The organism is Rhodoligotrophos defluvii, from assembly GCF_005281615.1.
GTDB lineage: Bacteria > Pseudomonadota > Alphaproteobacteria > Rhizobiales > Im1 > Rhodoligotrophos > Rhodoligotrophos defluvii.
In genome coordinates, this window is record NZ_SZZM01000002.1 from 859,737 (window position 1) to 883,235 (window position 23,499).

General features: G+C 64.0%; 21 protein-coding genes. 9 read left to right on the forward strand and 12 right to left on the reverse strand.

The annotated features are described in order from the left end of the window. Nucleotides 1-3 precede the first annotated feature (3 nt). Genes E4P09_RS13145 through E4P09_RS13155 form a run of 3 tightly spaced genes read left to right on the forward strand, consistent with a single transcriptional unit; the run spans nt 4 to nt 1,605 of the window. Complete coding sequence (locus tag E4P09_RS13145) at nt 4-273, forward strand: exodeoxyribonuclease VII small subunit (RefSeq protein ID WP_239025161.1); 270 nt, start codon at nt 4-6, stop codon at nt 271-273. A 28-nt stretch (nt 274-301) separates the two neighbouring features. Beyond that, nucleotides 302-1,063: a TlyA family RNA methyltransferase gene (locus E4P09_RS13150; protein WP_137390033.1), complete on the forward strand. Its 762-nt coding sequence runs from the start codon at nt 302-304 to the stop codon at nt 1,061-1,063. Between the two features lie 32 nt (nt 1,064-1,095). Beyond that, nucleotides 1,096-1,605, forward strand: a complete 510-nt coding sequence (locus E4P09_RS13155) for a Dps family protein (protein ID WP_137390034.1) — start codon at nt 1,096-1,098, stop codon at nt 1,603-1,605. Between the two features lie 10 nt (nt 1,606-1,615). Here E4P09_RS13155 and aroC read toward each other — a convergent pair whose 3' ends face one another. The 3 genes from aroC to ppdK all read right to left on the reverse strand — a co-directional run bounded on the left by aroC (nt 1,616) and on the right by ppdK (nt 6,616). Then, the gene (aroC, locus tag E4P09_RS13160) at nt 1,616-2,701 is read right to left on the reverse strand and encodes a chorismate synthase (RefSeq protein ID WP_137390035.1); all 1,086 of its coding nucleotides are present in this window, start codon (nt 2,699-2,701) and stop codon (nt 1,616-1,618) included. 122 nt (nt 2,702-2,823) lie between these two features. Continuing rightward, a complete protein-coding gene (locus E4P09_RS13165) occupies nt 2,824-3,729 on the reverse strand; it encodes a cell wall hydrolase (protein ID WP_137390036.1) in 906 nt (301 codons plus the stop codon). A 196-nt stretch (nt 3,730-3,925) separates the two neighbouring features. Further along, entirely contained in the window at nt 3,926-6,616 is a 2,691-nt protein-coding gene (gene ppdK, locus E4P09_RS13170; protein WP_170984406.1) for a pyruvate, phosphate dikinase, read from the reverse strand. 235 nt (nt 6,617-6,851) lie between these two features. Between ppdK and E4P09_RS13175 the strand changes: the two genes are divergently transcribed. After that, nucleotides 6,852-8,195 carry a hypothetical protein gene (locus tag E4P09_RS13175; RefSeq protein ID WP_137390038.1) on the forward strand — a complete coding sequence of 448 codons (1,344 nt, stop codon included), beginning with the start codon at nt 6,852-6,854 and terminating at the stop codon, nt 8,193-8,195. 13 nt (nt 8,196-8,208) lie between these two features. Here E4P09_RS13175 and glyS read toward each other — a convergent pair whose 3' ends face one another. The 6 genes from glyS to E4P09_RS13205 form a co-directional block, all read right to left on the reverse strand. Then, nucleotides 8,209-10,263 (reverse strand): glycine--tRNA ligase subunit beta, encoded by a 2,055-nt coding sequence (gene glyS, locus E4P09_RS13180; protein WP_137390039.1) that lies wholly within the window; start codon nt 10,261-10,263, stop codon nt 8,209-8,211. Then, nucleotides 10,256-11,236, reverse strand: coding sequence for a glycine--tRNA ligase subunit alpha (locus E4P09_RS13185; RefSeq protein ID WP_137390040.1), 981 nt, complete (start codon nt 11,234-11,236; stop codon nt 10,256-10,258). The genes glyS and E4P09_RS13185 overlap by 8 nt, the downstream gene beginning before the upstream one ends. Before the next feature lie 125 nt (nt 11,237-11,361). Further along, nucleotides 11,362-11,571: a hypothetical protein gene (locus E4P09_RS13190; RefSeq protein WP_137390041.1), complete on the reverse strand. Its 210-nt coding sequence runs from the start codon at nt 11,569-11,571 to the stop codon at nt 11,362-11,364. Between the two features lie 72 nt (nt 11,572-11,643). Next, complete coding sequence (locus tag E4P09_RS13195; RefSeq protein WP_137390042.1) at nt 11,644-12,537, reverse strand: S49 family peptidase; 894 nt, start codon at nt 12,535-12,537, stop codon at nt 11,644-11,646. A gap of 82 nt (nt 12,538-12,619) precedes the next feature. Continuing rightward, entirely contained in the window at nt 12,620-13,396 is a 777-nt protein-coding gene (locus tag E4P09_RS13200) for a tRNA1(Val) (adenine(37)-N6)-methyltransferase (RefSeq protein WP_137390043.1), read from the reverse strand. Continuing rightward, entirely contained in the window at nt 13,393-13,602 is a 210-nt protein-coding gene (locus E4P09_RS13205; RefSeq protein WP_137390044.1) for a putative signal transducing protein, read from the reverse strand. Before E4P09_RS13205 ends, E4P09_RS13200 begins: the two co-directional genes overlap by 4 nt. A 227-nt stretch (nt 13,603-13,829) precedes the next feature. Between E4P09_RS13205 and E4P09_RS13210 the strand changes: the two genes are divergently transcribed. Beyond that, the gene (locus E4P09_RS13210; RefSeq protein WP_239025162.1) at nt 13,830-14,846 is read left to right on the forward strand and encodes a polyprenyl synthetase family protein; all 1,017 of its coding nucleotides are present in this window, start codon (nt 13,830-13,832) and stop codon (nt 14,844-14,846) included. Nucleotides 14,847-14,902: 56 nt separating this feature from the next. Here the strand turns inward: E4P09_RS13210 and E4P09_RS13215 are convergent, their stop codons facing one another. From E4P09_RS13215 to E4P09_RS13225, 3 genes are all read right to left on the reverse strand, one after another. Beyond that, nucleotides 14,903-15,784 carry a 4-(cytidine 5'-diphospho)-2-C-methyl-D-erythritol kinase gene (locus E4P09_RS13215; RefSeq protein WP_205042100.1) on the reverse strand — a complete coding sequence of 294 codons (882 nt, stop codon included), beginning with the start codon at nt 15,782-15,784 and terminating at the stop codon, nt 14,903-14,905. Nucleotides 15,785-15,812: 28 nt separating this feature from the next. After that, on the reverse strand, nt 15,813-17,537 hold the full coding sequence (locus E4P09_RS13220) for a tetratricopeptide repeat protein (RefSeq protein ID WP_137390046.1): 1,725 nt from the start codon (nt 17,535-17,537) through the stop codon (nt 15,813-15,815). Between the two features lie 262 nt (nt 17,538-17,799). Further along, complete coding sequence (locus tag E4P09_RS13225; RefSeq protein ID WP_170984439.1) at nt 17,800-19,440, reverse strand: electron transfer flavoprotein-ubiquinone oxidoreductase; 1,641 nt, start codon at nt 19,438-19,440, stop codon at nt 17,800-17,802. Between the two features lie 194 nt (nt 19,441-19,634). Between E4P09_RS13225 and E4P09_RS13230 the strand changes: the two genes are divergently transcribed. The 4 genes from E4P09_RS13230 to E4P09_RS13245 all read left to right on the forward strand — a co-directional run bounded on the left by E4P09_RS13230 (nt 19,635) and on the right by E4P09_RS13245 (nt 23,347). After that, nucleotides 19,635-20,570, forward strand: a complete 936-nt coding sequence (locus E4P09_RS13230) for a uracil-DNA glycosylase (RefSeq protein ID WP_239025163.1) — start codon at nt 19,635-19,637, stop codon at nt 20,568-20,570. Further along, nucleotides 20,557-21,093 carry a molybdenum cofactor biosynthesis protein B gene (gene moaB / locus E4P09_RS13235; RefSeq protein WP_137390048.1) on the forward strand — a complete coding sequence of 179 codons (537 nt, stop codon included), beginning with the start codon at nt 20,557-20,559 and terminating at the stop codon, nt 21,091-21,093. The genes E4P09_RS13230 and moaB overlap by 14 nt, the downstream gene beginning before the upstream one ends. A gap of 101 nt (nt 21,094-21,194) precedes the next feature. Next, nucleotides 21,195-22,178: an MBL fold metallo-hydrolase gene (locus E4P09_RS13240; RefSeq protein ID WP_137390049.1), complete on the forward strand. Its 984-nt coding sequence runs from the start codon at nt 21,195-21,197 to the stop codon at nt 22,176-22,178. A gap of 50 nt (nt 22,179-22,228) precedes the next feature. Continuing rightward, on the forward strand, nt 22,229-23,347 hold the full coding sequence (locus E4P09_RS13245; RefSeq protein ID WP_137390050.1) for a PA0069 family radical SAM protein: 1,119 nt from the start codon (nt 22,229-22,231) through the stop codon (nt 23,345-23,347). The last annotated feature ends 152 nt before the right edge of the window (nt 23,348-23,499 follow it).

The following is a 23,499-nucleotide window of genomic DNA, read 5'->3' on the forward strand; positions in this document are numbered from 1 at the left end:
TGCATGGCCGGAATGAATGACGAGAGCGGCAGTGCCCTGCTCGATACGTCCGGGCTCAGCTTCGAGGCCGCGCTGAAGGAGCTCGAGTCCATCGTCGACCGGCTGGAAAGCGGACGGGTCGATCTCGAGGAGTCGATCGCCATCTATACCCGCGGCGACGCGCTCAAGAAGCACTGCGAGGCGCTGCTCAAAGCCGCCGAAGCGCGCATCGAGCGCATAACGCTCAAGGGTGATGGAACCATTGCGGGCAGCATGCCGCTCGACGTGGAGTGATGCGCCAGCCGGCGGAGGAATCGGATACATGGCCGGCAAATGCCGCCTCGACCACCTGCTGTTTTCCCGCGGGCTGGTGGCGAGCCGGGCGCGGGCCAAGGAAGCGATCGCGCGTGGGCTCGTGCAGGTGGATGGCCAGGTGGCCCGCAAGCCCGGGGCGATGGTCTCCGATAACGCGCAGATCACGCTGACCGGTGACCCGTCGCTGGCCTATGTCTCACGCGCTGCCCTGAAGCTTGCGCATGGGCTCGATCATTTCGCCATCCCGGTTGCCGGCCGCATCGCGCTGGACATCGGGGCATCGACCGGCGGCTTCACCCACGTGCTGCTCGAGCGCGGCGCGGCAAGGGTCTATGCGGTCGATGTGGGCCATGGCCAGCTCCATCCGATTATCGCGAGCGATCCACGGGTCATCGCGTTCGAAGGTCTGAATGCCCGCGATCTCGATCCTTCCATCATTCCGGAGATGCCGCAACTGATCGTCTGCGATGTCAGCTTCATCAGCCTGACCCTGGCGCTACCGGCTGCCCTCGCCCTCGCGGCCGGAGACGCCGACCTGGTTGCGCTCATCAAACCGCAGTTCGAGGTTGGCCCGCAGGGGCTGGGCAAGGGCGGCATCGTGCGGGATGCGACACTGCATGCCGGAACCTGCGAACGCATCCGGCTCTTTCTCGAAAGCCGCGACTGGCATGTGCTGGGCGTGACCCCGTCGCCGATCACCGGTGGCGACGGCAACAAGGAATTCATCGTGGCCGCACAGCGTCATTGTTCGACAATCGGCCAAGGGTAAGCTGGCGCGGCTTCATCAGCAGGAGCCTCCTCATGCGCAACGACAACACACTCTCCCCCGAGGAACGGAAGAAGCTGGCCCACGGCTTGGCCCGCGTGCTCGCCGACAGCTTCAAGCTCTACCAGAAGACTCACGGCTTCCACTGGAACATCGAGGGGCAGAACTTCCGCGAGTTGCACCTGTTGCTGGAAGAGCAATATCGCGACATCTGGGAAGCGGTCGACGTGATCGCGGAGCGGATCAGGGCGCTGGGCCATTACGTGCCGGCCACGCCGGCCGATTTCGCCGAGCTGTCTGCCATTGCGGACGAGCGCGGCGTGCCCTCCGCACAAGACATGCTGTCGCAGCTCATCGGCGATAACGAGACGGTGGTCCGGACCATGCGGGACATCCGGCCGTTGATCGAGGACGCGGGCGACACGGCCACCGGCAGCATGCTGGACGACCGCCTTGAAGCCCATGAGAAGGCGATCTGGATGCTCAGGTCGACCCTGCGCGACGGCGGCGCCGGCGCGAGCTCGGTGCTCGAAACCCTGAAGTAGGCGCTGCCCGTCAGCCGACCTGGGCGCGGTGGCGCAGCAGGTGATCGGCAAGCACAAGAGCCATCATGGCCTCGCCGACCGGGACTGCGCGAATGCCGACGCAGGGGTCATGGCGGCCCTTGGTGACGATGTCCGTCTCCTCGCCCTCGCGCGTGACCGTATGCCGCGGGCTCAGTATCGATGAAGTCGGCTTCACTGCGAACCGCACGATGATGTCCTGCCCGGTCGAGATGCCGCCCAGAATGCCGCCGGCGTGATTGGACCGGAAGGCGGTTTGGTTGCGGTTCCGGTACATTTCGTCGGCGTTCTCCTCGCCGGACAAGGCCGCGGCGGCGAAGCCATCCCCGATCTCCACGCCTTTCACCGCGTTGATGCTCATCATGGCCGAGGCAAGGTCCTGGTCGAGCTTGCCATAGATCGGCGCGCCCAGCCCCGGCATTACGCCCGCCGCCACCACTTCGATCACCGCGCCGGTGGACGAGCCGGCCTTGCGGACACTGTCGAGATAATCCGCCCACTGCGCCGCCGCGCTTGCGTCCGGACAGAAGAAGGGGTTGCGCTCGACCTCGTCCCAATCCCAGCGAGATCTGTCGACCTTGTGGGGGCCCATCTGCACCAGCGCGGCGCGGATCGTGGCACCGGCAAGCACCTTGCGGGCGACCGCGCCGGCCGCCACCCGCGCGGCCGTCTCTCGGGCCGACGAGCGCCCTCCCCCGCGATAGTCGCGCACGCCATACTTCATCTGATAGGTGAAATCCGCATGGCCGGGGCGATACTTATCGCGGATCTCGGCATAGTCCCTGGAGCGCTGATCGGTGTTCTCGATCAGCAGCGCAATGGGCGTGCCAGTGGTGACCTGGCCCCCGGTGCGGTCATCCTCGAACACGCCGGAGAGGATGCGCACCTCGTCCGCCTCGCGCCTCTGGGTGGTGAAGCGCGACTGGCCCGGTTTGCGCCGGTCGAGATCGCGCTGGATGTCGGCGGCATCAAGCCGGATACCCGGCGGGCAGCCGTCGACCACGCAGCCGATAGCGGGCCCGTGGCTTTCGCCGAAGGTGGTCATCCGGAACAGATGGCCGAAGGTGTTGTGCGACATTGGCTAAACCGCATTGATCCCACTTGTGGGACGATCGATAGCCGGTTCGCCGCTGGGGGGAAAGCCCCATGGGCTTTGGAAGCCTTCAGTTTGCGTCGCCAGACCCGAGTTCGCTGCTGGACTCAGCCCTTGGTATAGAAGATGTGGCGACCGATCTTGCCGAGGCGCTTGAGCATGCCCGACCATCGCGGATTCACGTAGTCGGCATGGTAATGGGTCGCGCCCTTGATCTCATTGATCCAGAAGTCGCCGGCCATGGCGTCGGCGGCGACGCGCTTGGCGGTTTCCCAAGCCAAGCCAGGCTTCGGCTGGTCGGGGTTGCCGTCGCAGGCGAAGGAAAACTGGCAATTGCTGCCCTTGTTGGCGTTCTGATAGACGACGCCGCAGATCGTCTTGGGAAAGGCCGGGTTCTTCACCCGGTTCATGATGACCTTGGCGATGGCCTTCTGCCCAAGCTCCGATTCGGAGCGCGCCTCGAAATAGATGGCCACGGCAAGGCAACTCTCCTCGGCTGCGCGTTCCTTGCGGGCATTGAGGATCTTGCGCTTTTCAACCTGCGCATCGCGGTAACGCTGCTCGAGCTTCGCGATCGGTGGCGAGAAGATCAGAGTCTCGGCCGGCGACAGGCGATCTTCAGGATTGGGCAGGCTGGCGAGGGTGATGATGAAATCGGACTTGGAGGACCGGCTTGACGCCTGGTCACCGACGAGCGGAAAGCCGGCCTTGTCGGGATCGCTGACATTGGTGCGCATCAGGGACGACTTGGCGACCACCGTGCGTGGGATCTTGCCGATATCTTCCCAGGCGGTGGGCATCGATCCCCGTGCCGCAGCATCCTGCCCGAGATATTGGCTCAAGAAGCCTACCCCGGCGACCAGGACCAGGCCGGCCAGGATATAAGGCGTCACTTGGTCCAGGCGCTTTTCGTGTGGCCGCGCCTCGAGCGTCGCGAAGGGGTCATCGGCGAGATCGTCGCCGGACAGGAAATGATGATGGCTGTCTGAGTTTTTGCGTCGAAGCCAATTCACCCGCGAAATTCCCCGCTCGTGTAAACCCCCAACCGCCGTGCCCCTCTAAGCTACGGGTTAACCATTTCCGAAACGTTAACCATAAGAATGTCTAAACGCCGACCCACCGCCCCTGACGGCGCGGGGTCACCTCATCGGCGCAAAGGGAAGCTAGCACGAGATTTGTGCTTCGCGCCAGCATTTTAGCAATAATTTGTTAAGGATTTTTCCGATCGGAGGTGACGCTGGCCTGGGCCGCCGCCAAGCGGGCGATCGGCACGCGGAACGGTGAGCAGGAGACATAGTCGAGGGCGATCTCGTCGCAGAATCGCACCGAAGCCGGATCGCCGCCATGCTCACCGCAGATGCCGAGCTTGATATCCGGCCGAGCCTTGCGCCCCCGCTCCGCGGCGATGCGGACGAGCTCGCCGACGCCGTCGCGGTCGATGCTGACGAAGGGATCGACCTCGATGATGCCTTTCCCCGTGTAGTCGGAGAGGAAGCGGGCGGAGTCATCGCGGCTGATGCCGAAGGTCGTCTGCGTCAGGTCGTTGGTGCCGAAGGAGAAGAACTCGGCCGTTTCGGCGATCTCGGCGGCGCGCAAGGCGGCGCGCGGCAGCTCGATCATGGTGCCGATGAGATAGTCGATCTTGCGGCCCTTTTCCGCCTGGACCTGTTCGGCCACCTGCACGATTCGGTCACGCACCATGTCCAGCTCCGCCTTGAGCGCGACCAGCGGCACCATCACCTCCGGGATGACCGGCTTGCCGGTGCGTTCGGCCGCTTCGATCGCCGCCTCGAAAATGGCGCGCGCCTGCATCTCGGCAATTTCGGGATAGGTGATGGCCAGCCGGACCCCACGGTGGCCGAGCATGGGGTTGAACTCGTGCAGCTCCGCGACCCGGGCCCTGATCACGTCCACGCTCTTGCCGGTGGCTTCGGCGACCTCCGCGATCTCCTCATCGGCATGAGGCAGAAACTCGTGCAGCGGGGGATCGAGCAGCCGGATAGTAACCGGCAGGCCGGACATGATCTCGAACAGCTCGATGAAGTCGGCCCGCTGCATTGGCAGGATTTTGGCCAGGGCGGCGCGCCGGCCCTGTTCGTCGCCGGCCAGGATCATCTCGCGCATGGCAACGATGCGATCCTCATCGAAGAACATGTGCTCGGTGCGGCACAGACCGATGCCCTCCGCTCCGAATTCCCGGGCGGCGCGTGCATCGGCCGGCGTGTCGGCATTGGTGCGCACCTTGAGGCGGCGGATGCCGTCGGCCCAGCTCATCAGCTTGGCGAAATCGCCGGAGAGCTGCGGCTTCACCGTGGCGACATGGCCGCGCATGACCTGACCGGTAGCGCCATCGATGGTGATGACGTCGCCGCGGTGAAGCACCACGTCGCCGGCGATCAGCTGGCCCCTGGCATAATCGACACGGATGCCGCCGGCCCCGGAGACGCATGGCTTGCCCATGCCGCGGGCCACGACCGCCGCATGGCTGGTCATGCCGCCGCGGGTGGTCAGGATACCCTCGGCGGCATGCATGCCATGGATGTCTTCGGGGCTCGTCTCCACCCGCACCAGGATGAGCTTGTGGCCCTGAGCCTTCAGCCGCTGCGCCTCGTCCGCATCGAACACGATCTCGCCGCTGGCGGCACCCGGTGACGCGGGCAGGCCTGTGCCCAGCACGTCGCGCTTGGCCTGCGGATCGAGTGTGGGATGCAGCAGCTGATCGAGGGACTGCGGCTCGACCCGCAACACCGACTCTTCGGGTGTGATCAGCCCTTCTTCCACCATATCGACGGCAATCTTCAAGGCCGCCTTGGCGGTGCGCTTGCCGGAGCGGGTCTGCAGCATCCAGAGCTTGCCGTCCTGGATGGTGAACTCGATGTCCTGCATGTCCCGATAGTGCTGCTCCAGCGTCTCGTAGATGGTTCTCAGCTCGGCGAACACGGCAGGCATCAGCGTCTCCAACGACGGCTCGTTGGAGCCCGCCTCGATGCGCGCAGCCTCGGTGATGTTCTGCGGCGTGCGGATGCCGGCGACCACGTCCTCGCCCTGGGCATTGACCAGGAACTCGCCATAGAGCTCCTTCGCGCCCGTGGACGGGTTGCGGGTGAAAGCGACGCCGGTGGCGCTGGTCTCGCCCATATTGCCGAATACCATGGCCTGGACGTTCACCGCCGTGCCCCAGGCCTCGGGGATTTGGTTGAGCTGGCGGTAGGTGACGGCGCGTGGCGTCATCCAGGAGCCGAACACCGCACCGATGGCTCCCCAGAGCTGGGCCTTGACATCCTGCGGGAAGGGTTCGCCAAGCTCCTCGCGCACAATCGCCTTATAGCGGCTGATGATGCGCTGCCACTGTTCGGCCGAGATCTCGGTGTCGAGCGTATAGCCCTGTTCCTCCTTGAAGCTTTCGAGCACATCCTCGAAGCGGGAGTGATCAACCCCCAGCACCACATCCGAATACATCTGGATGAACCGGCGATAGCTGTCGAAGGCGAAGCGCCGGTCGCCGGAACGGGTGGCGAGACCTTCCACCGTCTCGTCGTTGAGGCCGAGATTGAGCACGGTGTCCATCATGCCCGGCATGGAGGCGCGGGCGCCAGAGCGCACCGAGACCAGCAGCGGCCGTGCGGCATCGCCGAAGGTCGCGTCCACCAGCTGGCCCACATGCGCCAGGGCTTGCTCGACTTGTGCCTCAAGGCCCTCGGGGTAGCGCTTTTGATTCTGGTAGTAATAGGTGCAAACTTCGGTGGTTATGGTGAAGCCGGGGGGGACGGGCAGCCCGAGATTGCTCATTTCCGCCAGGTTGGCGCCTTTGCCGCCGAGCAGGTCCCTCATGCCGGCCGTACCTTCGGCACGGCCGTCTCCGAAACTATAGACCCACCTGCTGGAGACCGACGGATTCATCTGCACACCTTCCTTGGGGCGCGGCAGGAGGCCTGCCGTCGCGCGGGTTGGCACCGGACGCGCCATACGACTTCGCGAAAAGCCATAATGCGGGGCAGTCGGTCAAGTTCCGCGGCACCGGCGCGCGCTTGGCCATCTTGAAAAGCATCTTCCCGATAACAACTTTAAGTTGTAATTTCGGCTTTGCTATTGTAGCCAGCCGTTACCTTCGTCAATTTTGTGAAGAGTTTGCTCCATGTCACCGCCTGAAGGGCCCCTCCCTGTCGCATCCGAAGTTGCAGCGCTGGAATCCATTGAAAGTAGGCTCATAGCCGAGCCTTTTGGGGAGCCAACTTTTTCACCCGCGGCGCTGTCGAGCCCGTTCGGTGCTCCGCAAAGGGTCGCAGAGACCACCATTCTCGAATCGGAGCTCGCTCCTGGCATCAAACCGAGCGGGGGGTCCTTGGTCCAAGCCCGCAAAGCATTTTTCGAAGGCCTCGGGGGCAATCCCGACAGAATTGGCCCGCCGATCGACCACAATCTGAGACAGCCGCCAAGCTATGAAACGAGCAACCCGGCTGCGAGCCAGACAGTAGAGAACAATTTCAAAATCATAGATCGGCCTCTGGAAGACCCTGAGCTGCAAAAGCCGGCCACTGCAACGGGCATGGTCGCAAGGCTGAAACAGAAGTTCGAGGCACTCGCCGGCCATCCGGCGGCCGAGAGCCTCGATTCATCCAGCGGCTACGGATCCACCGCGTCGCTTCGCTCGGAGCCTGGGGCTGGTCGCTCCGTCGAGAATCTCGCGTCCACGAACGATCATAGAGCCCATGAGGTGCCCGCCCCCCACCAGGAGGCGAACAACCCGGTCGAAAGCCTCAGCCAGCTGAGCGATCACGACTTCAATCAGACGTTCGGCCCTGAGCAGAAGATGAGCAATCCGGTCGAGACTCTCGGCCGGATGAGTGAGAACGACTTCAAGGAAGCGTTTGGGACGAAATATCAAGTCAATACGCTGGATCAGGTACGGGCCGATCTAAAGGCGTGGGCCGCCGAGGACAGAGCGCTTGACCGCCAGGTGGGAGCTATTGACCAGATCCGTGACCATGATCTCGGTCAGCTTCCAAAATTTGCGATCTTCAGTGAGAACGGAGATGCTCGTCACGAGCTATACACGAACCTGGAAGACGCGGCCATCAACGCCAGCAAGCAGCTCAGTGAGGCGCTGGCGAAGATCGACCGTGGCAGCGAAGGCTGGCGATCGGCCGTTATTCACCATCTCGACACGGCCGATGAAGCCCGTATGAACGCCTTGCGGCATGTGGCGGATGTTCTCTTTCGCGCCGATCTCGGCAAGGCCGACCTCGCCGGCAACGGCAGCGAAGCAGAAGCAACCCTGCGCGAGCTTGCGAACCGATTCAACGACGTGGTCCGCACGCATACAACGATTTTCGACAATTCTGCGCATCTGGTCTTGTCGGACGATCTGAGGCCAGGATTGGCTGAGCCGCTGGCGAGAGAATTCCATTTGGATGCCGAGCAGCTCACCCGTGAGCTGGGTGACATCCTGGCGAAGGCCCATGCCCATTTCGATGTTTAGTAGCTGGCGGCGTTCAGCTTTCGATTCGGGAAAAGTCCGCAACCTGCTGGGTTGATTGGCGGATCCGGCTGAGCAGCTTGAGGCGGTTCTCGCGCAGGGCGAGGTCGTCCGCATTGACGGTCACCCGGTCGAAGAAGGCATCGACCGGGGCGCGCAGTGCCGCCAGCGCCCGCATGGCGCCTTCGAAGTCCTCTGCCTTGACGGCCCGGCCAGCCTCGTCCTCGGCCTTGGCAATGGCTGATGCCAAGGCCTTCTCCTCTGGTTGCCGCAGCAGGCTCTCATCGGGGGCGCCGGTGTAGGATCGGCCGTCCCTGCCCTCTTCGATGCGCAGGATATTGCCGGCACGCTTGACGCCCGCCAAGAGGCTCGCCCCGTCGTCCGTGGCAAGGAACCTGCCCAGCGCCTCGACCCGCCGCACGATCAGCCACAGATCGTCCTGGCCGCCGAGCGAGAACACCGCGTCGATCAAGTCGTGGCGGGCGCCCTGCTCGCGCAAATGCACCTTCAGGCGATCGGCGAAGAAGGAGAGGAGATCGGAGCTTAGTCCTTCCGGCGCGCCGGCGAAGTGGGTCTGGTGCTTTGTGATGAGTTTGCTGAGCGGCAACCGCAGGCCGCCTTCCAGCACCATGCGGATGATGCCCAGGGCAGCACGCCTGAGCGCATAGGGGTCCTTGGATCCCGTTGGCTTCTCGTTGATGGCCCAGAAGCCAACCAGAGTGTCGAGCTTGTCGGCAATGGCAACCGCCTGCGCCACCTTGGCAGGTGGAATCGCATCCGAGGGACCCTGCGGCTTGTAGTGGGCGCCGATCGCCTCGGCCACCTCCTGACCGAGCCCCTGGTCGAGGGCGTAGTAGCGGCCCATCAGCCCCTGCAGCTCCGGGAATTCGCCGACCATGCCGGAGACAAGATCGGCCTTGGCCAGCCGCGCAGCCTCCCTGGCCTTGCCGGTATCAGCGCCAACAAGCTGGGCGACTTCCCCGGCAAGTGCCGCGATGCGCCGGACCTTGTCCGCCATGGTGCCGAGCTTCTCGTGGAAGCGCACCCCTTCGAGCCTGGCGGCCATTTCCTCCAGCGGCATCTTGCGGTCCTGGTCCCAAAAGAACTTGGCGTCGGACAGCCGCGCGGCGATGACCTTGTTGTTGCCCTCGATGATCCGGTGGCCGCCATCCTCGGCCTCAAGGTTCGCCACCAGCAGAAAGCGATTGGCGAGCCGGCCATTGCCATCGCGCAGGGCGAAACATTTCTGGTGCGCCTTGATGGAGGTGATGATCACCTCCGGCGGCACGTCGAGAAAGCTTGGATCGAACGAGCCCATGAGCACCACCGGCCACTCCGTCAGGCCGGCATTCTCGGCGACCAGCGCCTCGTCCTCGATCAGGGTGAGCCCCTGAGCGAAAGCGAGATTGCGGGCCGCGTTGCGGATCACGTCCTGCCGCTCCTCGGGATCGATGATCACCTTGTGACGCTTGAGCTCGCGCTCGTAATCCTCCTGCCGGCGCACATCGAAGGATTCCGGCGCCATGAAGCGATGGCCACGGGTTGTACGCCCCACGGTCACGCCGTCGATTGCAAACGGCACAGCCTCGCCATCGAAGCTGCAGATGATCGAGTGCAGCGGGCGCACCCAACGCAAGCTGCCCGAACCCCAGCGCATGGATTTCGGCCAGGGAAACCTGGCGATGACCGCCGGCATCACCTCGGCGATGATCTCTTCCGAGGGGCGGCCGGGCTTCTCTATCCGGGCCACGTAGAAGGCGCCCTTGCGGTCCTCCTGAACCACGCATTGCTCCAGCGTCACGCCGGCGGCGGCGAGGAAGCCATCGATCGCCTTCTGCGGCGCGTCCACCCGCGGGCCCTTTCGCTCCTCTCGTCGGTCCGGCTGGCGGCCGATCAGGCCATGCACCACCAGCGACAGCCGTCGCGGGGTAGCCATGCCCTTGGCGCCCTCGTAAAGCAGCCCCTGCTCCACCAGCGCGTCGGTGACGAGCTTGCGCAGGTCCTCTGACGCCTGCCGCTGCATGCGGGCGGGAATCTCTTCCGAAAACAGCTCGACCAGCAGCTCAGGCATGGACGGCCTCCGCAGCAGCCGGCGCCGGCATCACGTCGGCGCCGCCTCCGGCGGTCTTGAGCCACGCGCCGGCGCAGGCCTTGGCGAGCTCGCGCACCCTCAGGATGTAGCTCTGCCGATCGGTCACCGAGATGACGCCGCGGGCGTCCAGCAGATTGAAGATGTGAGAGGCTTTGATGCACTGGTCATAGGCCGGCAGCGCCATCTCGTGGCGGCCGTCGCGTTCGCCCGCGGCCAGAAGGCTCGCACATTCCTTCTCCGCATCGGAGAAGTGCCGGAACAGCATCTCCGTGTCGGCATGCTCGAAATTGTAGCGGGAATATTCCTGCTCGGCCTGCTTGAACACGTCGCCATAGGTGATGCGCATGTCTCCGGCCTGGCCGTTGAAATTGAGGTCATAGACATTGTCGACGCCCTGCACATACATGGCCAGCCGCTCGAGCCCGTAGGTGAGCTCGCCGGAAACCGGCATGCAGTCATAGCCGCCCACCTGCTGGAAATAGGTGAACTGCGAAACCTCCATGCCGTCGCACCACACCTCCCAGCCGAGACCCCACGCGCCGAGGGTTGGGCTCTCCCAGTCGTCCTCGACGAAGCGGATGTCGTGGTTCTTGGGGTCGATGCCGATCGCATAGAGGCTCTGCAGATAGAGCTCCTGGAAATCCGGCGGCGACGGCTTCATGATGACCTGGAACTGGTAGTAGTGCTGAAGCCGGTTGGGGTTTTCGCCATAGCGGCCGTCCTTCGGCCGGCGCGAGGGCTGCACATAGGCTGCGCGCCACGGCTTGGGGCCGAGCGCCCGCAGGGTGGTGGCGGGGTGAAACGTGCCGGCGCCCACCTCCATGTCGTAGGGCTGCAGGATCACGCAGCCCTGCTTGGCCCAGAACAGCTGGAGCGTGAGCAATAGATCCTGGAAGGCGGTGCCGGGCTTGAGCGCCGTGGCCCGATCGGTCGAGTTGCGCTGAGGGCTCATGGTCTGCCGTTCAGTGAGCGGGCGGCCGGTTAGCCGGCCAGATTGCGCCGCACACTAGTGCGCCAATGGCCAAAGGGGAAGCTGGTTTTGCGGCCGATGGTTACGATCGGCCCGGGGCCCCTGGTCTACAGGCGATCTTCCGAAACACGGTAGACGCCCGTGGCCGGATCGCGCCGCAGCGTGGGCAAGCGACGAGGGTCCGTCGCGTCACGTCCATCGCGCGGAGAAACACGCCTCTGCGCCCGCTGGGCGAGCTTCTGCGCTTCCACCATGACGCGCCGGAACATAATCAGCGCGAGCGTGGTGATGATGACAAAGACAACGGATCGGATCATTCCTTTCCCTCCAGACTGGCTTGCCTTGCGAGCCTCGCGCGAGAGCGCCATACGCGTTTGCGGCCCCCGCCACTATAGTCCGAACCGTGACCACAAGGCACGGTCTTCGATGGCGGCGATGATGTCCTGCGCCATCACTGCGGTAAAATCCTGCGGAGCGATGCGCGTTCCGTGCAGTCCAGGTATCCTACCGAAACGCCTGACGAGCCAGCTCTCACGCGGGCCGATCACGCGGAGCTCCGGCTCGGCGCCGAGCTTCTCGGCCAATATGGCGTGCATCTCGCCCAAACCGTCGATCAAGCCAAGCTCCAGCGCCTTGCTACCAGACCAGAAACGGCCGGTGAACAGCTCGTCGTCAGGAGCCTTCAGCCGCTCTCCGCGACGATTCCGCACCACATCCTTGAAGCTTTCGTGAATATCCTTCTGGATTGATTTGAGATGCTCCACGTCCTCTGGCTTCTCCGGCTGGAACGGGTCGAGGATCGCCTTGTCCGCACCGGCCGTATAGACACGGCGTTCGATGCCGAGCTTCTGGAGCGCCCCGACGAAGCCGAAGCCGGCCGAGACAACGCCGATCGAACCGACGATCGAGCTTGCGTCTGCATAGATTTCATCGCCGGCCAAAGCAACGTAATAGCCCCCGGAAGCGGCGACGTCCTCCACGAAGACGTAGACCTTGCGGTCGTGCTTCTCGGCCAGCATGCGCAGGCGCTGGAAGATCAGCCCGGCCTGCACGGCCGTCCCGCCGGGTGAATTGACGAGGAGAGCGACGGCCGCCGCCTTCTTGATCCTGAAGGCGCGCTCGAGCATCGGGCCGACGCTGGTGAGCGTGAGGCTCGATCGCCTCAAGCCGCCAATGCCGATCGTGCCGGACAGCCGCACCACCGGAATGATGGGCTTGCGGTCGAACGCCCGTACCTTCCAGGCGGCGAAGCGGTCGCGAAGTGAGGCGGGCAGAAGGCTCATTGCTCTCACGACTTAGAAGGAAGCCTCAACCCTTGCAAGCCTCAGGTCCTCCGGCACACGGGATATTGACCAATGTGCGCCCTCACCGGAGCGGAAAGGCCGCGCCGTGCCGCAGCACGGCCTCGGCCGCGTCGGTGAAGCCGTGGGCCGGTCCATGCAGCACCATGCCGGGCAGCAGCCGCATCGCGGCGCGGCTGCCCTTGACGGCCTGAAGGATGATGAGAGACGCCGCCTCATGCGGCCGTGGGAACAATGGCGCGATACGGATATCCCCTGCTCGACCCTCCAGCGCCTGCAGCAGCCGAGGAAGGGCCTCGGGCCGTTGCACGAGGGTTATGGTGCCGCGCGGGCGAGCCATGGCCGCCAGCATCTTCACCCAAGTTTCGAGTTCGGCGCCAGCCATGCTGTGAGCCTCGGCCTTCGGATCCGAGGGAGAGGCCGTTATATCCTCCCGCTTATGATAAGGCGGGTTGGCGAACACGTGATCGAAGGAAGCGACCGGCGGAAAGGTCCCTTGGGGGTTGCGGGTGAGATCCCGAACATCGCCGTCCAGCAGGCGCACGCGATCGCCCATGCCGTTGCCGGCGATATTCTGCCGCGCGAGGGCGGCGTAAACCTCGTTTCGCTCGATTCCCGTCACCCTCGCGCCGGGCACGCGTGCGGCCAAGCACAAGGATGCCGCGCCGGCCCCCATCCCTGCTTCGAAGGCACTCTCGCCCGGCCGGCAGGGTATGGCCGCCGCCAGGAACACCGCATCGATGCCGGCGCGATATCCCTTTCTGGGCTGACGCAGCACGATCCGCCCGTTCAGAAAGCGGTCCTCGGTTACATCCGTGGAGATGGCGCCGGTCTCGCTCAACGGACAAGCCCCGCATCGGCAAGCAGCGCCACGGCAGCGTCCGCCTCATCGTCGTCGACCATCAGCCGGCGTGGCAGAATCCCAAGGCTTCCCTCGACCACGCTCATATTGGCATCGAAGATCACATGCGTGATGCCGGCATCCCGCAACAGAGCCGTGGCATAGGACAGGGCGACCATGTCGTTGGACTTCAACACTTCACGCATCGGCATCTCCGCATCACCTTACGGCCATCTCACAACCGCCCGCCGGGAACGTCGCCCCGCGTCGATTTTATGCTAGCGCAGGACGTAAGAAACCGGCATGGCTTTCGTGCGGGTCAAGTTCGACACCAGCGCGCAACTCGATCGCGCAACGAACCAGGGTGAAGCGGACTTGATCCGAGGCAAACGGCGTTCATGCCTCTCCTTGCCCAGTCGAAACAGGAGGTTCCGTGGGACAGGTCATCGCTTTCGACAGCCGTCACAGCGGGTCGGCCAAGCTTGATCCCCTGCTTGCCCTTGTGGATGCCGACATGGCGCGCGTCAACGAGGCGATCCTCGCGCGGGCCCATTCCGACGTGGACATGATCCCGGAGCTCGCCCGCCACCTGATCGATAGCGGCGGCAAGCGTCTGCGGCCCATGTTGACGATCGCCGCTGCCCAGATGTGCGGCTATCGCGGCGATCATCACATCAAGCTGGCGGCGGCGGTGGAGTTCATGCACACCGCAACGCTGCTGCACGACGATGTGGTGGACGAGAGCGAGTTGCGCCGAGGCAAGCAGGCTGCACGGATGATCTGGGGCAACCAGGCGAGCGTGCTGGTCGGAGATTATCTGCTGGGCCAAGCCTTCAAGATGATGGTCGAGACCAAGTCGCTCGATGCTCTGCGAATCCTGTCCAATGCCGCCGCCATCATCGCAGAGGGCGAAGTGCTGCAGCTCGCGGCGCAAAAGGACACCTCGACCACGGAGGATGCCTATTTGCGCATCATCAACGCCAAGACAGCCGCCCTGTTCTCGTCGGCGGCCGAGGTCGGCGCGGCCATTGCCGAGCGGCCACGGGCCGAGCAGCAGGCGCTGCAGGCGTTCGGGCGCAATCTCGGCCTTGCCTTCCAGTTGATCGATGATGCCTTGGATTATTCGGGCAAGCAGGCGGTGCTCGGCAAGCGGGTCGGCGATGATTTTCGCGAAGGCAAGATCACGCTGCCGGTGGTGCTGGCTTATCGCCGCGGCGACAGCGCGGAGCGCGCGTTCTGGCAGCGCACCCTCCAGGAGGGCGTGCAGGCCGAAGAAGACCTCAGCACGGCCATCTCGCTGGTCGAGAAGCACGGCGCCATTGCGGACACCATTGAGCGTGCACGGCATTATGGTGCCATCGCCGCGGAAGCCCTGGCCATCTTTCCGTCGGGGCCACACAAGCACGCCTTGGAACTGGCGGTCGAGTTCAGCATCGAGCGTGCGTTCTAAGCTCTTGCTTGGCCGCACACTTTTGGCCGGCCAAGCTCATCCCATACACTACTGCCCTATTGCACGCCGCTGGCCAGAACCCACCAATGTGGCTTGGCGCGTCGAATGCGCTCCGCTGCCTCTCGTCCCTCCGCCTCGCTCGGGAACAGGCCGAAGCAGGTGGCGCCACTCCCCGACATCCGGGCCACGAGACAGCCGTGCTCCCGCTCCAGCCGGTCGAGCACCATACCGATGACAGGGGCGATCGTGCGGGCGGGCGGCTCCAAGTCGTTGCGGCAGCTGCGGATGAAGTCCGCGACATGGATGGCATCCTGCCACCGGTCCGGCAGCGGGGGGTGAGCCGCCCCGGCGCTTTGGCCCGGCTGCAGCCCGAGAGCACGGAAGACCGCGGCGGTCGAGACTTCCACCTTTGGGTTAGCCAGCACCACGCCCAACGCCGGCAGCGGCGGAGCCTCCCGAATGTGCTCACCGATGCCGCTCATGAAGCAGGTCCTGGAGCGGAGGCAGACGGGGACATCGGCGCCGAGGCTCAGCGCCGTCCGGTCGAGGCTGCCAGGATCGATTCGAATCCCGTGGCGGCGGATGAGCCCACGCAGCGCCGCAGCCGCATCGGCCGATCCACCGCCGATCCCGGACGCCACCGGCAGACGCTTGTCCAGCGTGATCGCTCCGTGACGGAATCCCAGCGCCTTGGCCGCCCGCACCACGAGATTGCTATCGTCATTCTCCAGCCCGGCGGAGAATGGGCCTTCTATGCAAAGCGACAGGGTTTCGGCCGGCGCGAACCGAAGCACATCCCCCTCGCGGGTGAAGGCGACGAGGCTCTCCAGCAAGTGATAGCCGTCGTCGCGCCGGCCGACCACGTGCAGCGTCAGGTTGAGCTTGGCGCAGGCGACTTCATGGTCGGCGTCGGCTCCTGTGCCTGACGGCGCAAGCATTCCCGTGCTCATGCAGAACCCTAGCGCGCTAGGACCGCTTCTCGGAATTCGGGGTGGCCACCTCGGGTGCTGGCGCCGCGTCGGGCAAGCCGTTGGCGAGTTTCGCCTCGATCGATTTCAAGAGATCCGGCTCGGGCTGGCTGTCTTTGGCATGCTGCCACTGGAACTTGGCTTCCAGCTTTCGGCCCACCCGCCAATAGGCGTCACCCAAGTGATCGTTGATCGCCGCGTCGTTGGGTTGCAGCTCGACCGCGCGCTCCAGCTCCTCGACGGCCCGCGCATAATCGCCCCGCTTGTAGTAAGCCCAGCCGAGGCTGTCGATAATAAAGCCGTCGTTGGGCCGCTGCTCGACCGCCTTCTCGATCATCTTCATGGCTTCATCGAGGTTGCGGTCCTGCTCCAGCCAGGAATAGCCTAGATAATTGAGCACGAGGGGCTGATCGGGTTCGAGCTCCAGCGCCTTGAGGAAATCCGCCTCCGCCTTGTCCCACTGCTTCGAGCGCTCATAGGAAATACCGCGGAAGTACAGCACGGACCAGTTCCGCTGGGTGAGTTCGCCCACGGTATCCAAGGCCTTGGTGTAGTAGGTGGCCGCCTCCGCGAACTTGGACTGGCTGCGCAGGATCGTGCCGAGGGTCACCAGCGCCTCGTAGTTCTTCGGATCGCGCTTGATCAACCGCTCCAGATGCGCGCGCGCTTCGTCCTTCTGATCGAGCTCGCTCAGGTTTATGGCGATGCGGATATCCGCGTTGGGCCGCAGCGCCGAGCCGAACTGCACCTTTTCGTAAGCCGCGATCGCCGCCCGATACTGCTTCATGTTCTCGAAGATGTCCCCGAGCAGGGTCTGCACGGCCGGTAAGCTCGGCTTGAGGCTCAATGTGAGCCGCGCATAGGTCAGAGCCAGATCGATGCCCGATTCGTCCGTCAGCGCGCTCGCCAAGCCGAACAGGGCCTCCGCAGCGCCGTCCGTGGCATCGCCGATGAAGGGTGCGGGCTGGCCATGGCCGATGCGGGCCAGGGTTTGCGCGACCACCGGGTGGTCGGGAGACACCGTGAGGAAGGTCTCGTAGATATCCCTTGCCCTCTCAACATTCCCCTGCCGCTCAAGAAAATTGCCATAGGCCTGCACGATCCGCAGCGAATTCGACGATTCGTCATAAGCCTTCTTGTAAAGCGTCTCGGCTTTGGCCTTGACGCCGAGCAGATCGGCAATCAGCGCCTCGTGGAACGTCTTGTAGATCCCGAAGGATTCGTTACGGTCCAGGATGTTCAGCGCCTTGGTGGCCTTCAGCAAGTCACGCTGGGCGGCATAGCTCCACGCGGTCAGAAGGCCGCTCGTCAACTCGCCTATAGGCGTGTAGGCCGCCTGCTCGAAATGCTTGCGCGCCTCGGCCTGGGCGCCGCGCCGCATGTCAGAGACCCCCAGCACGATATGGGCCAGCCGGTGCCGCGAGTTGATCGCCACCAGCCGCTTCGCCAGAACCTCGGCGCGCATGATGTTGCCGGCGCCCAATTCTGCGACGAACGCCCGTTCCAGCAGCAGAGAATTGTTCGGATCCTGTTCCAGCGCATCGGCGAAATAGCGCGCCGCCTGGTCCACGTCGCGGGTCTGCGAAGCGAATTGCCCGGCCAAATAGCTTCCCGAAAGCGACCGAAGCTCGCGGGCATCACCGAGCGCTGGCGCGAGAACCGCTGCGGCGGCCATGCTCAAGGCCATGGCGGTTCCGAATAAAGCCTGCTTGGCGCGTCTCATTCCACCTGATCTCCTCGGGGTTCACTGCATCCTGCCGGGATAGACGCACAAGCGCGCAAACGCCGCCGCACCCCGTTCTGGCAAGGTTACCTAAAATGGGCTTGCTGGCGAGAGCGATGGCTGGCGGCTCTCCTCCCGTATCCCAAAGCAGCAGCCACTGTGATCGTACAACAATGTGGCGTAATTGTCCCGCATATCTCCGTGAGCCCCATGCCTAATCTAGGCGTCGGCCGTTACGTTATCGCTAGCAAGGGCCCGTAACTCACATATTGGGGTAATTCGGGCCTCCTCCCCCTTCCGGCGTGACCCAATTGATGTTCTGCGGGGGATCCTTGATGTCGCAGGTTTTGCAGTGAACGCAGTTCTGCGCATTGATCTGGAAGCGCGGCTTCTCGTCGCTATCCCTGACGACTTCATAGACCCCGGCCGGGCAGTAGCGCTGGGCCGGCTCATCGAATTTCGGCAGCGTGTAGTCGATGGGGATGGAGGGGTCCTTGAGCTGGAGATGACAGGGCTGGTCCTCCTCGTGGTTGGTGGCGGAGAAGGCCAGGTCGGTAAGGCGATCGAAGGAAATCGCCCCGTCGGGCTTGGGATATTCGATCCGCTTGGCCTGCGCCGCCGGGACGAGCGTCTCGTGATCGGCCTTGCCGTGCCGCAGAGTGCCGAACAAGGAGACGCCGAGCAGCTCGTTCGTCCACATGTCGAGGCCACCCAATGCGAGGCCGCCCACGAGACCGAGCTTCGACCACAGCGGCTTCACGTTACGCACCTTGCGGAGGTCCTGATAGACCCAGGAGTCGCGGTAGCGCTGCTCGTAATCCACGAGTTCGTCGCCCTCGCGGCCCGCCTGGATGGCATCGAAGGCGCTTTCGGCGGCCAGCATGCCGGTCTTCATGGCGTTGTGGCTACCCTTGATGCGGGGCACGTTGACGAAGCCCGCCGAGCAGCCGATCAGCACCCCGCCCGGGAAGGTCAGTTTCGGGACAGACTGCAGCCCGCCCTCGGTGATGGCCCGGGCGCCATAGGCGATGCGGCGTCCGCCCTCCAGCACCGGCTGGATCAGCGGATGGTGCTTGAAGCGTTGGAACTCGCCGAACGGGTAGAGATAAGGATTGCTGTAGTTGAGGTGCACCACAAAGCCGATCGACACGAGGTTGTCTTCGAGGTGATACATGAAGCTGCCGCCGCCGGTCGCATTGTCCAGCGGCCAGCCCATGGTATGCGTCACCTGGCCTTGGCGATGCATGTCCGGACGTATTTCCCACAGCTCCTTCATGCCGAGGCCGAACTTCTGCGGCTCGCGTCCGGCGGAAAGCTGAAACTTGTTGATGAGCACCTTGGCGAGCGATCCGCGTGCGCCTTCGCCGATCAGCACATATTTGCCGTGCAACTCCATGCCAGGCTGGAAGTCCGGCTTGGGTTTGCCGTCGCGACCGATGCCCATCACGCCGGCCACCACCCCTTTGACCGAGCCGTCATCGCGATAGACCAGGTCAGAGCAGGCGAAACCCGGATAGATCTCGACCCCCATGCCTTCCGCCTGGGTGGCGAGCCAGCGGCAGAGATTGCCGAGAGAAGCGGCGTAGTTGCCGTGGTTATCCATGAGCTTGGGCATGGCGAAATTGGGCAGGCGCATGCTGCCGGCGGGCCCGAGCATGTAGAAGCGGTCCTCGGTCACCGGCACGTTGAGCGGCGCGCCTTTTTCCTTCCAGTCCGGAATAAGCTCGTTCAGCGCGACCGGATCGATGACGGCACCCGAGAGGATGTGAGCGCCCACCTCGGACCCCTTTTCGAGCACGCAGACGGAAATCTCGGTTCCAGCGGCCTCGGCGAGCTGTTTCAGCCGGATCGCGGCGCCGAGACCAGCTGGCCCCGCCCCTACGATGACCACGTCATATTCCATGCATTCGCGCATCGCCGCGACGTCCGCCTCACTCAACCCAGCCACTCCCATGGTGATTTACGGTATCGGTCTTATCTGGAAGATGGGCTAATCTGCCCAGGACCATGCTGTCCGGGCCGTTACCCCCGGAACAAGGTCCCATGCCGTTATAGTAGACATCCCGCAGGCTGGGAAACACTGTTACAGGCGAAAAAGTGTCTTTGAACGAGTGTGTTGCTTTGTCGCGTGCGGCGCTCTTGCGCTGGTATGCGGAGATGGGGGTGGACGAGGCGATCGCCGACCACCCGATCGACCGCTTTGCGCTCTCGCAAGCGGCCAAGCCGGGCCGGGTCGCTTCCGCTGCAGCCGAGCCGCGGCAAGAGATGGAGCTGCCAGCCCCGGCGCAGGATTCCGCCCGCCGCTTTCAGCCGGTCTTCGATGACGAGACCGATGCCCGGATCCCTGACCGGGCGGCTGCGGCGCCGAGGGCGGCGGCGGTGCCGTCGGACCAGGCCGTGGAAGATGCACGAAGTGCGGCGCGGCGTTGCGGCAGTCTGGCGGAGCTGCGCGAGATGCTGCGGCATTTCGAAGCCTGCCCGCTGCAACGCACCGCCACCAGTCTCGTCTTTTCCGATGGGAACCCGGCGGCGCGCGTTATGCTGGTCGGCGAGGCCCCAGGGCGCGACGAGGACTTGCAGGGCAAGCCGTTCGTCGGCGTGTCTGGGCAGCTGCTCGACCGCATGCTGGCGGCCATCGGCCTGTCCCGCCATGCGGAGGACCCTCTGGCCTCGGTGTTCATCTCCAATTGCATCTTTTGGCGGCCGCCCGGCAACCGCAAGCCCACGGAGGCGGAGACGCTGATGTGCATGCCGTTCATCGAGCGGGCGATCGAGCTGGTCGATCCGGTCTTTCTGATTTGTCTCGGCTCGACTTCAGCGGCGCGACTTTTGAACAGCACGCAGGGCATCATGCGGCTGCGCGGCAAGTGGACCGATTATACGAGCCCCGGAGGCAAGACCTACCGGACACTGCCCACGCTTCACCCAGCCTATCTGCTGCGGCAACCGGAGCACAAGCGACTGGGGTGGCGCGATCTTCTGACGCTCGACCAGGCTATGCGGGAAAGCGGGGTGTTCCATGGCCGAAGCTGAGCGGTCGTTTCTCCCGGTCCGCATCGCGGTGCTGACGGTGTCGGACACGCGCGATCTGGCACAGGACCGGTCGGGACAGATCCTCGCAGACCGTATCACCGAGGCGGGGCATATCTTGGCGGACCGCGCCATCGTGCGCGACGAGGTTGAGCTTATCCGGGAGCAGGTGCGGGCCTGGGTTGCTGCACCTGACGTGGACGCGGTGATCACCACCGGCGGCACGGGCCTGACCGGCCGGGACGTCACGCCGGAAGCCCTGAAACCTCTGTTCGACAAGGAGATCGACGGCTTCTCGGTCGCCTTCCACATGATCTCGTTCCAGAAGATCGGCACGTCCACCGTGCAATCGCGCGCCACAGCCGGGGTCGCCAACGGCACCTATGTCTTCTGTCTGCCGGGCTCCCCAGGTGCATGCAAGGACGCCTGGGACGGCATCCTCAAGGACCAGCTCGACTACCGGCACATGCCGTGCAATTTCGTGGAGATCATGCCGCGGCTGGATGAGCATTTGCGCCGCAAATAGGCGCCGCCGCGAAAACCTCGTCTCGATTCACTTGTGCGTGAGCCCCTGGGCCGGCCCGCCGTAAAGCCGTTATTCTGGCGCGGGCATTCAGGGAGGATCGCATGTCGAGCAGCTTTACCGTCACTCGCCGCACCGCTATGGCCGGATCGGCTGTTCTTGTTGCTGGCCAGTTTGCGTTCGCCGGCGGGGTGGTGCCGGCCGGCGCGGCGGCCCAGCAGAGGGGAATCGCCACACCGACCGTCAACCGCGTAAAGCTGGGCGCCTTCGAGATCACGACCGTGTCTGATGGCTCCGTCGTTGCGCCGGGCCCCCATCCGACCTTTGGCGCGAATGTGGGGGCAGAGCAAGTGAAAGAGCTCGTGGAGCAGAATTTCCTGCCGGCCGATCAGATGCGCAACGGCTACACGCCCGTCGTGGTCAACACTGGCCGCGAGGTCATCGTTTTCGATACCGGCAACGGGGCTGAGCGCCGTCCGGAGGCCGGCAATTTCGCGCAAGCCTTGGTGGGCTCGGGCATCTCGCCCGGCGATGTCGACATCGTGGTGATCACCCATTTCCATGGCGATCATATCGGCGGGCTGATGGAGAACGGTGAGCCGGTCTTCCCCAACGCCCGCTATGTCATGGGTGAGACGGAATTCGATTTCTGGACGTCACCGGACCGCGCTTCAGGATCTACCGCGAATGGCGCCGCCCTCGTCCAGAAGAATGTCGTTCCCCTGAAAGAGAAGACGACATTCGTCAAGGGCGGGGATTCCGTGGTTTCCGGCATCACGGCGATTGAAGCCTTCGGGCACACGCCCGGCCACATGGCCTTCAATATCGAGAGCAACGGTCAGAGACTGGTGCTGGCGGCCGATACTGCCAATCATTATGTGGCCTCGCTGCAGCGGCCCGATTGGCACGTCCGGTTCGATATGGACAAGGAAGCCGCCGCGGCGACCCGCCGCAAGATCTTCGACATGATCGCCGCGGACCGGGTGCCGTTCACCGGCTATCACATGCCATTCCCGGCGATCGGGTATGTGGAGAAAATGGACCAGGGATACAGATACGTCCCAGCCACCTATCAGCTCACGCTGTAAACACACGCTTTGTTCTTGATTTGTTCCGACCCTTCACGTAGGATCGGAACATGGCAACGATCTTCGACCATAGGCATCGTGAAAGCGATGATTTTGTGGGAACAGCCCTCCCCGGGCAGACCCGCGGGCGCGGTGCCCGGTCGAACGAATCAGGCCGGTTCGAGCGGCTGTCCCGGCTATTCGCCGATGATGGTTGGCAGGCCTTCGAGGAACTACCGAAACTACGCACCTCGGTCATCGAGGAGAAGCCAAAGAGCATCATCACCCGCAATGACAGCCCGGATATCTCCTTCGATCAGTCGATAAACCCCTATCAGGGCTGCGAACATGGCTGTGCCTATTGCTATGCCAGGCCAACCCACGCCTATTGGGGACTTTCCCCTGGTCTCGATTTCGAGACGAAGCTGTTTGCGAAGACGAACGCGGCCGAACTCCTCAGGCGCGAGCTCTCGGATCCGCGTTACGTTCCGAAAATGATCGCGCTGGGCGCGAATACGGATCCCTATCAGCCGGTCGAGCGTCAGTATAGGATCACGCGGCAGATCCTGGAAGTGCTCGCCGAGTTCAACCATCCCGTGGGCATTGTCACGAAATCGGCCCTGGTGCTGCGGGATCTCGATATCCTGCAGCCGATGGCCGCGCGCAATCTGGTCAGGGTGGCGATCTCGGTCACCAGCCTCGATGCGAAGCTGTCGCGCAGCATGGAGCCTCGGGCATCGACCCCGCGCAAGAGGCTCGAGGCACTGGAGGTTCTCAGCGCAGCCGGCGTTTCCACCACCGTTATGGTGGCGCCGGTGATCCCTTCCGTGAACGACCACGAGATCGAGGCCATTCTCGCCGCAGCCGCCGCGGCAGGTGCTGTGCATGCGGGCTATGTGCTGCTGCGATTGCCACGGGAGATCAGCAGCATTTTCCAGGAATGGCTGGAAAGCGAGATGCCCGACAAGGCGGGGCGGGTCATGTCTCTCATCCGCGGGATGCGCAACGGCAAGGATTACGACTCGACCTGGGGCCTTCGCCAGAAGGGATCGGGCCCGTATGCCTGGACCATTGGCCGGCGGTTCGAGATCGCCTGCACCAAGCTTGGCTTAAACCAAGAGAGGCAGAAGATGGACACGAGCCAGTTCTCCCGACCGCCCCAGGCGGGTGACCAGCTGACCTTGTTCTAACGGTGGCGTTCTAACGGTGGCGCTGTGCCGTCGGGAATTGTCGGCTGCGAGGCTTCGAAGACGCATTCATCTGACTTGATTCGGAAATCTGCAGTAAGGTCCTGATATCAGGGGCTTTGATCGTTCCGGGGGGCAGGGCCGGGCTCGTTGCG